The 8,088-nt window shown below is 39.8% G+C and carries 8 protein-coding genes; 6 read left to right on the plus strand and 2 right to left on the minus strand.

All coding sequences use genetic code 11. The annotated features are described in order from the left end of the window. From J8L97_RS21875 to J8L97_RS21890, 4 genes are all read left to right on the plus strand, one after another. Positions 1–326: serine hydrolase (locus J8L97_RS21875; RefSeq protein WP_211052773.1), on the plus strand; the 326-nt coding region annotated here is incomplete at its 5' end. An 87-nt stretch (positions 327–413) separates the two neighbouring features. Then, positions 414–1,103, plus strand: coding sequence for a response regulator transcription factor (locus J8L97_RS21880; protein WP_192508170.1), 690 nt, complete (start codon positions 414–416; stop codon positions 1,101–1,103). Positions 1,104–1,115: 12 nt separating this feature from the next. Then, on the plus strand, positions 1,116–2,348 hold the full coding sequence (locus tag J8L97_RS21885) for a HAMP domain-containing sensor histidine kinase (RefSeq protein ID WP_211052774.1): 1,233 nt from the start codon (positions 1,116–1,118) through the stop codon (positions 2,346–2,348). A gap of 312 nt (positions 2,349–2,660) precedes the next feature. After that, positions 2,661–3,140: a YHS domain-containing (seleno)protein gene (locus J8L97_RS21890; protein WP_211052775.1), complete on the plus strand. Its 480-nt coding sequence runs from the start codon at positions 2,661–2,663 to the stop codon at positions 3,138–3,140. A gap of 89 nt (positions 3,141–3,229) precedes the next feature. Here J8L97_RS21890 and J8L97_RS21895 read toward each other — a convergent pair whose 3' ends face one another. Beyond that, positions 3,230–4,138 carry an AraC family transcriptional regulator gene (locus J8L97_RS21895; RefSeq protein ID WP_192508173.1) on the minus strand — a complete coding sequence of 303 codons (909 nt, stop codon included), beginning with the start codon at positions 4,136–4,138 and terminating at the stop codon, positions 3,230–3,232. An 82-nt stretch (positions 4,139–4,220) separates the two neighbouring features. Here J8L97_RS21895 and grxC point away from each other — a divergent pair, with 82 nt between their 5' ends. Together grxC and J8L97_RS21905 are read left to right on the plus strand one after the other, a co-directional pair. Further along, positions 4,221–4,481 (plus strand): glutaredoxin 3, encoded by a 261-nt coding sequence (grxC, locus tag J8L97_RS21900; protein ID WP_211052776.1) that lies wholly within the window; start codon positions 4,221–4,223, stop codon positions 4,479–4,481. Positions 4,482–4,490: 9 nt separating this feature from the next. After that, positions 4,491–5,084 carry a DoxX family protein gene (locus tag J8L97_RS21905; protein WP_247688777.1) on the plus strand — a complete coding sequence of 198 codons (594 nt, stop codon included), beginning with the start codon at positions 4,491–4,493 and terminating at the stop codon, positions 5,082–5,084. Positions 5,085–6,239: 1,155 nt separating this feature from the next. On the opposite strand, the gene J8L97_RS21910 is transcribed toward J8L97_RS21905, so the two are convergent. Next, positions 6,240–7,820, minus strand: coding sequence for a PAS domain-containing methyl-accepting chemotaxis protein (locus J8L97_RS21910; RefSeq protein ID WP_211052777.1), 1,581 nt, complete (start codon positions 7,818–7,820; stop codon positions 6,240–6,242). Between the last annotated feature and the right edge of the window lie 268 nt (positions 7,821–8,088).

Here is an 8,088-nt window from a genome sequence, read left to right on the forward strand (position 1 = left end):
TTAATCGAGGTAAGCACAATAACGCACAATTATTGTCAGAAGAATTAATCGACAAAATGCTGAGCTCGCACACCAAAGGCTTAGACACTCACTTTATGCCGCGCGTATATAACGGCACAGGCTTTGGCTATGGTATTGGCATTAAAGAAGTGACTGGAGATACCCGAAAACAAGGCACTTTTTTCTGGGGCGGAATGGGTGGCACCATATTTTGGGGCGACCCGCAATCTGAGCTAGAAGTCGTTGCTATGATGCAAGTTGAAGATGGTTGGGTTGGTCTTGAAAAGTGGTTGATCCCACAGGTATACCAACTAATTAATAATTAGCCGCTAAGCAAGGTGAGTTGGGTGAAACCTACTCGCCTACTAACACACTCCTGTTTATTGAGAATAACGCATTTTAAAGGGAAAACGATGGCTAACATACTATGTGTAGAAGACGACATTGATATTTCACGTGGCATAGCAGAGTTCCTTGAACACCAACACGTACTTGATTTTGCTTATAACGGAAAACAGGCATTAACCTTTATTGCTACCAATAGTTACGATTTGATTTTGCTCGATCTAAATCTACCATTTGTCGATGGGTTAGATGTATGTCGTACACTGCTAACCACGCAACTCACGTCAGTTCCTGTGGTCATTATGTCGGCTAGAAATACTGAAAAAGATATCTTGGCTGGGTTTGATAGCGGTGCGTGGGATTATTTAGCGAAGCCATTTTCCCTTGCCGAGCTGTCTGCAAGAATTACCGTGTGTTTAGCGAAGGTATCTAATAACAGTAGCTCAAAGAATGAAATTAACTTAAATGATGTTACCTTGAACTGCGATGATATGACTATGTCGTTTAACAATACCTCCACGCAATTGCATCGGGTTGGTTTTGAGTTACTAAAACTCTTATTGCAAAAGGCACCCAATACCGTGAAAACCGAGCATATTCATAGATTTTTATGGAATGAGGATACACCAGACAGTGATCCGCTCAGGGCACATGTATACAAGTTAAGAAAACAACTGAAGACCACATTTGGCCAAGAGTTTATTACCACCATTCGCGGTGTCGGTTATAAGTTTCAACTCGACGACCAAGAAAAGTAGGCTTTATCTATTATGATACTTAATCTAAAACTGACTGAAGCGCCAAGTTTATCAAGTAGACTCGTCAGAGTTTTATCACTGCTTAGCTTTTCAATCGTGCTGCTTTTTACTGGTGCCATCTTGCTGATCTCGTATGCCTTTGAAGATATATTATTAAATGACAGGCTAAAGCAAGCACACGAGCAAATAAAAAATGGCGGCCCAACACCTAACAACATGACCTTTATACAAACCCATAAAACTCTAGAGCCTGATTTGCTGCAAAAGCTACGTTACCTTGAATTAGATAGTAACCAAGAACGCGGAGAGTTTAATGTCGCTAACCACCACTATCACTATTTGGTAACCGAGCAAGGTACTTTACTATACGACACAACAGAAGCGGCCATAATACAACGTGCCTTAGATGATATTTTCCTAATATTATGCGTGCTTTTAATTCCTAGTGCATTACTCACCTACTGCGTAGCGCACCTGACAGCTAAGCATGCATTGAAACCATTTAATCAACTGCGTGAGATGTTTTTAAAAAAAACCAACACTTATCCATTGGAGCGCAAAACGTTTAACAATATTCAAGAAGTAGATGTGAGGGAAATAGCTGAAGAATTGCATTATGCATTACATCAAAAAGCTGCGCTTTTAGCACAGCAGGAAAACTTCAATCAAGGTATGGCACACGAATTACGCACCCCCCTGCAAGTTATGCAAAACTCTATAGAGTTATTAGCACATACTCAGAATGAAATAGTCTCAGTACCCGCTTTTAAACGATTAGGAAAATCAGTTCAACGAATGCAAAGACTAAGCAACGCCCTTTTATGGCTCACGTCACAGCACACCTACGATTGTCACATTGATGCAGCTGCCATCATACGAAAGACAATCAACAGCATGCAAGATTTGATGGCTGTCCATCAAGTAAAAACAAACATAGAAGTGAAACACCCTTGCCCAATCGCCATGCCAGAAGAAGTGCTTGAATTACTCGTATTTAATTTATTCAATAATGTCGTTCACCACGCAGCTGCGGAACTAGAACAACGACACTGGTCAATATTAATTGACCAAACGAAGATACAATTTTTAAACGCAATACCCAAAGAAAATGTCGTTCAAGCCAATGAACATTTTGGTATTGGGTTAACGTTAGTCACAAAGCTAGCGCAACGCTTTAATATCGGCTTTCATCTGACAGAGCAGAATGAGCAGTTCATTATTACGCTTTCAACTCACTCCCACTAATTATTGATACGCATAGAGTTAAAATTGATGGTACGCCAGTAATACAACAAAGAAGCTCACAAACTATGCCAATGGTAACTTGCGAGCTAATGCCCACTCTGACTGACAGCCTATTTACGACTTCATTGCTCCACTGCATATCACGTATTTAACATCGGTTATATCCACATAACTATACATGCTGGGTCTCACTCATTTCTTAATGGATCTACGGACTTTTAGACACAACAACCTGACTTTTGAACATATCCCCTAAACACCATTTTCTCTAAACTAGCCCTGTACTTAACAATAACCCAAAAGGAAGACACCATGTCATTCTCAACATTTTTTAAAACCCCTTTCAAAAACCTTATTGCTATTCTGGCTCTGAGTGTCAGCGCTTTTGCGAGTGCAGGTTCTGATACCGATACAGATGCCAATGGTGTCATCCTTGCCGGACATGATGCTGTTGCCTACTTTACCGATAATAAGCCTGTCGAAGGCTCTGCTAAATTTACTGCCGTTCACAATGATGCAATTTATCGTTTTAGTAGTGCAAAAAACCGTGATACTTTTAAAGCCAACCCATCAAAATACGCACCACAGTATGGCGGGTTTTGTGCCTATGGTATGACTTTTGGTAAAAAGTTTGAAATCGATGGCAAAGCGTTTGAAATCGTTGACGGTAAGTTATTTGTAAACAAAAACCTGAGTGTTTACAAAGCATGGAAAAAAGATGTTCCCAAGCACATCTCACAAGCGAACCAACAATGGCCAACTGTTGAAAAAGTGCCAGCAAACAAACTATAACCAACTTCAATAGCGCGCCGTCTATCCGACGGCGTTTTGCTCTTTGGTTTTATCGGCAATGCGCGCCACGGTTAACATTGTTACTAAAGTTAATGTGCTCGAACAACGCCTGGAGGTTCTCCTAACGTATTCCGGTACGCTTTTCGAAAGGCCGCTTCAGAATCATAACCACTTTTCTGAGCAATGTGCGCAACTGATAATTGTGTCGTTTTTAAAAGGTGTCTCGCCTGGCTCATCCGCCACTGTGTTAAATATTTCATGGGTGTTAACCCAACTGTTTTACTGAACACATCCGCAAAGGTCGAACGACTCATAAATGCTTCTTGTGCTAACCCCTCCAATGTCCAAGCTGACTCAGGCCGCTGATGGATCGCATTTAACGCTTTACCTAACCTTGGATCAAATAAGGCGCTCAATACACCTTTGCTTAAATCCCCAACTTCGACTTGCTGGCGCACCACTTCGATAAAAATCAAAAAAGCCATTTGATCAATCGCTGTATAGAAACCGGGCCGTTCATATTTTAACTCATTTAACATCTGCTTTATTAAAAACGCAATTCTATTCTCATCCTGCTTTTCTCCAGTTTTTATAACAACAACTTGAGGTAAAGCAGCTAATATTGGAAACAACAGTGGGTTTCGAAATTCAAAAAATCCACACACCATATTAGTAATATCGCCATCATTGCTCATTGGTGTATTAACGAGTTCGAGGGCAGGCTTTGCTTTTGAATTTGATATAATGTGGTGGGCATCATTAGGAAATACCACTAAATCATGTGCGTTTAACTGCTGAGCGTCTTTTCCATCAAAATGCAACCAAGCGCTACCTGAACCAACTAAATGAAATGGAATACGCTTACTGCCACCTGTATCAATCGCCCAAGCGCCGCAAAAATCACCATTGACGTACACCTCTGCTTTTAAATCTAAGCGTGTAAGCAAAACACTCAGCGGATCAGGATCGCTCAAATAAATATTAGGACTTTCTGACATAGTTTCAGGCTTTAGGAATACAAAGGATTGAATTACCAAACAGTATACTTAATTTACGTTAAACAGAGTAAGAAAACTTCGTATGAATAAAGTAACTATCTACCATAAAGATTACTGTCCTTACTGCAAAGCAGCTAAGCAACTATTAACGCAGCAAGGGTTTGAATATAACGCCATTGACGTAACGAATGACCCCGCAGCCTTCGCCGCAATGGTTAAAAAAAGTGACCGTAGAACGGTGCCGCAAATTTTTATTGGTAACACGCATATCGGTGGCTTTGACGATTTACAAGCTCGCTTCTCGAGTAAAAAATTTCCGTTCAACCAGTTAGAGATAACTTAAGGAATGGTCATGAATCAAATCTATATGACTTATCAACATGTCATCAAACAATTAGGTAAAGTCGACTTTATTGGTCCGCTATTACTGCGTGTTTATTTAGCGCCTATCTTTATACTCGCAGGATACAACAAGTTAAACAACATTGAGAATGTAACCTATTGGTTCGATAGCTTGAGTATTCCAACGCCTGAATTAATGGCTTGGCTGGCTGCGCTAACAGAGTTTGGCGGCGGTATTATATTATTGTTTGGTTTCGCTGTACGCTTAATCTCAATCCCGCTCATGGTCATCATGGTGGTAGCTGCAATTAGCGCTCACTGGCAGTTTGGTTGGCATGTTTTACCAGAAGCGGAATTAACCGTGCCCTGGGAATGGCGAAGTGATCTCATTGCTGAAGCCGGTATTCGCAAAAATAGGGCTATTGAAATTTTACAAGAACACGGAAATTATGCGTGGTTATCAGAAGCGGGACACCTGACTGTGTTAAAAAATGGCATTGAGTTTGCTGCCACGTACTTTATTATGCTATTGGTATTGTTTTTTAATGGGGCAGGAAGTTATGTGAGTGTCGACTATTGGCTTACGCGTTATATGCGTAAATAAACGGCCACTGCCTATCACCAATTCAAACGATGATTCACACGACAAACGCGATTAAAATAATCTGAAATAGTTCAAGGTCAGGGTGTTAGCCTTAATATGTTGACGGTTAACCCTGATTTTTCTTCGTTCCTAATCCATTTAATTTGCGTGTGCGATACGCATTCAATGATCTGTCTTTGACATGTAAGGTGGTCGTTCTCGCGTTTAATATGCTACATACCGTAGACAACCCACTCAAAGTTATCAAAAGAATATATGAACTGCTCAAACATGATGGTCTCTTTATTTCTTCAACCCCTTGCCTAGCTGGCAAGAAATCATTACTCGTTTCCCTGCAAATGTATCTGGTCACAATATTATCCAAAATAGGGGTAATTCCAATTGCAATACGTATATAACCTCAGCTCTGGATAAGCGAATTTGCCCAACAAAGCTATTTTTCTCACTCTCGGCGTTGCTTTCATTTGTAATAGCCCGCTATTACTGCATAAAAGCGCCTTGATATTGAACAAAATATCATCATTGGATTGTACGTAAGTTTGTTTGCAAAACATTTTCTATTCCAAAACCCTTATCCAAACCTGAGGTTAGATACAAAAGTGCTCACATCGATGAACTCATTACCACGGAAAGCTTCCAACTAGTTGAAAGTGAACAAATATATAAAGATGCTTCGAGTTACTTTATCGTTGTCAAAAAGCACTGAAATTGAATGTTCGCTGGCCAAAAAGAGTTTTTTATGATTTATAGATTGAAATTAAGCTCTGCAGCCTTAAGTCAGGTGCTAAAATTCAGCGCTTTTATTTTACCAAATTAACAAAAATATTGTTCTTTTAACGGGCTAAATGATTCATTAACCAGATTAAAAATTATCGGTATATTTGATTTATAAAAGTACAGAGCACCGTTATTAAGTTACCTTAGGCTGATAACCGTTATGCTAAAGGAAGTAAAAATGAATTATTGAATAAAAGACACAAAACTTCAGACAAGGAAAAGTCCCCACTATAAATACATCTGTACAAATGTGAAACTTTATCTGACTGAAAAATAGCGCTAATTTTTACCCAACTCGCGTCGGCCAGCAACGATGAAAATATACAGTAAATTAAGAAGAGCCTGAAATCATGCAGGCCCTACTGGTATGCAAAAACTCTATCGAATAAATTTTGCCATAAACTGATCCACTAAACTTTCTTGGTCAACCAAAGAAGTTTGCGTATCTGACATGGTTTTTAGTGTTCTATCGGAGCTTTCAAGCGAGTCATTCGCTAACTGTGAAATGGTTACAGCATTGTTATTGAGTTCATTCGACACTCCCGACATTTCTTCTGTAGACGTCGCTATTTGGTAGTTCAAACTTGAAATATCATTTACGAGTGCATTAATACTCTCCAAGCTGTGTTTAGTCCCTTCTGCTTTGCTAACACATTCCCCTGACTTATCTACACCATTTTGAATTGCACCCACGGCACGCTCAGCGCGTTGGCGAAGATCCGCTATGATACTGTCAATTTCTTTCGTGGATTCTTGCGTTCTTTGTGCAAGGGCCCTTACTTCATCAGCCACAACCGCAAACCCTCTTCCCTGCTCACCAGCTCTTGCCGCTTCAATCGCTGCATTTAACGCGAGTAAGTTAGTTTGTTCAGATATCCCACGGATAACGTCAACAACCCCGCCAATGTTAACGGTTTGCGCGTTTAAATCTTCTATATCTTTTTGGGTTTTTGATAGTTCTTCCGAAAGTGCATAGTTGTTCTCCATATTTTCGTTAACAGCCATGCTTCCAGCCTTAACCGATTCTAATGCGGACTCTGACTGAGACGCTGCATTGGTTGTATTGCTGGCAATTTCGGCAATGGTGGCCGTCATCTCATTAATGGCTGTTGCTAACGACCCAGTTTGAGCTTGCTGAGAGTTTAATAAGTCGGCACTGCGATTACATTCAGCCACCGTCTCATCAGCATGCTCTGTTACTGTACTGCTTGAATCTTTTACTCGACCTAACACAGCCCTTAACTCGGATTCTCTGGCTAACAGCGCCAGTTCAATGGCACTAATATCATTAACGCGATCTAGATAAATTTTTTGCATAAGCGGGTTGTCATATACTTTCTTTGCTTTTTCACTCAACACTCTAATTGGCGCTAAACGAGAATACGTTAACGCAATAATACCTATCACAAGAACCGTCTCCAATATATAAGACCAAGGAGAAGCTAACGACGTTAAAAATAATGTGAGTACATAAAACGCGATAATAATCGCTATCATTTGACTCGATAGTGACCATGATTGCCTAGCAATTGATTCAGGCGGTGTGCCATTATTTAGTTGTGCATAGACTTTTTCAGCCCTATTCACTACATTTCTGTCAGGTTTGATCCTAACTGACTGATACTCTACTATTTTCCCGTTTTTATCTGCAATTGGTGTTACATAAGCATTCACCCAATAATGGTCGCCGTTTTTACAACGATTTTTTACCATCCCCATCCAAGGCTTTCCTGAGCCAATAAAATCCCATAAGTTCTTAAACGCAACTTTGGGCATAGTGGGATGTCGTACAATATTATGTGGTTTCCCTTCTAAATCTTTTAGTTCAAACCCTGCTACTTCACAAAATTGTTTATTGGCGTATTTGATTTGACCATTTACATTGGTAGTAGAGAGTAAGTTATAGGTATTTGGGTAATCATATTCTCGATTGGTATAGTCGGATCTTCCTGTTGCCATAGTCTTCACTCAAACGATTAAAAAACAATAATAAATCATTACTTTAGCCTGAATGTGACAAAAACTAAGAAAACTTTGTTGCGGATCAAAAACAGCAACACTTAGATTAATATTTAAACAAGCAAAAAGCAGACGCATGATTAAAGCTAGCAGAAATAAATAAAATTACCGAAAAGTAATTTAAATGATTAAATCTAATGGGGTTTATGGATTTTAAGAAGAAAGAAGATATGGCGTCCCCAAGGGGATTCGAACCCCTGTTACCGCC

The sequence above is a fragment of the Pseudoalteromonas sp. MMG012 genome (genome assembly GCF_018100875.1).
GTDB classification, from domain to species: domain Bacteria; phylum Pseudomonadota; class Gammaproteobacteria; order Enterobacterales; family Alteromonadaceae; genus Pseudoalteromonas; species Pseudoalteromonas aurantia.

Bases quoted from the DNA above. Each gene is read 5' to 3' on its own strand.
- J8L97_RS21880 (WP_192508170.1), top strand. From the start codon at position 414: ATGGCTAACATACTATGTGTAGAAGACGACATTGATATTTCACGTGGC.
- J8L97_RS21885 (WP_211052774.1), top strand. From the start codon at position 1,116: ATGATACTTAATCTAAAACTGACTGAAGCGCCAAGTTTATCAAGTAGA.
- J8L97_RS21890 (WP_211052775.1), top strand. From the start codon at position 2,661: ATGTCATTCTCAACATTTTTTAAAACCCCTTTCAAAAACCTTATTGCT.
- J8L97_RS21895 (WP_192508173.1), bottom strand. From the start codon at position 4,138: ATGTCAGAAAGTCCTAATATTTATTTGAGCGATCCTGATCCGCTGAGT.
- grxC (WP_211052776.1), top strand. From the start codon at position 4,221: ATGAATAAAGTAACTATCTACCATAAAGATTACTGTCCTTACTGCAAA.
- J8L97_RS21905 (WP_247688777.1), top strand. From the start codon at position 4,491: ATGAATCAAATCTATATGACTTATCAACATGTCATCAAACAATTAGGT.
- J8L97_RS21910 (WP_211052777.1), bottom strand. From the start codon at position 7,820: ATGGCAACAGGAAGATCCGACTATACCAATCGAGAATATGATTACCCA.